Annotated in this window: 1 protein-coding gene; it reads left to right on the top strand. The window is 48.7% G+C overall.

Features of this window, described 5'->3' with window-relative positions:
• Positions 1–212, top strand: a 212-nt coding sequence (locus tag NE473_RS31345; RefSeq protein WP_256265663.1) for an SDR family oxidoreductase, incomplete at its 5' end; no start/stop codon positions are given.
• Positions 213–300 lie beyond the last annotated feature (88 nt).

The raw sequence follows: 300 nt of genomic DNA on the forward strand, positions 1-300 counted from the left end.
CGAAACAGAATGAGAAGCTTCTGTTTAATGATGACGGAACGCCTACAGCCAGAACAGCCAAGATCCTGGCGGCAACTCCGATGGGACGCTTCGGCGTGGCGGAAGAGTTAAACGGAACACTGCTGTTTTTGTTAAATAATGAGGCTGCGGGCTTTATTACAGGTGTGGTTATTCCGGTTGACGGCGGATTCTCCGCTTATTCAGGAGTATAAAACCATTTCGTACAGGACAGAAGAATCATATCCCCCGAAAAGTGCGCGGAACGCCTTTCGGGGGATTTCGTGATTCCGGATCTTTATT

Origin of the sequence: Hungatella sp. SL.1.14, assembly GCF_024460495.1 — a bacterium.
GTDB lineage: Bacteria > Bacillota > Clostridia > Lachnospirales > Lachnospiraceae > Hungatella > Hungatella hathewayi.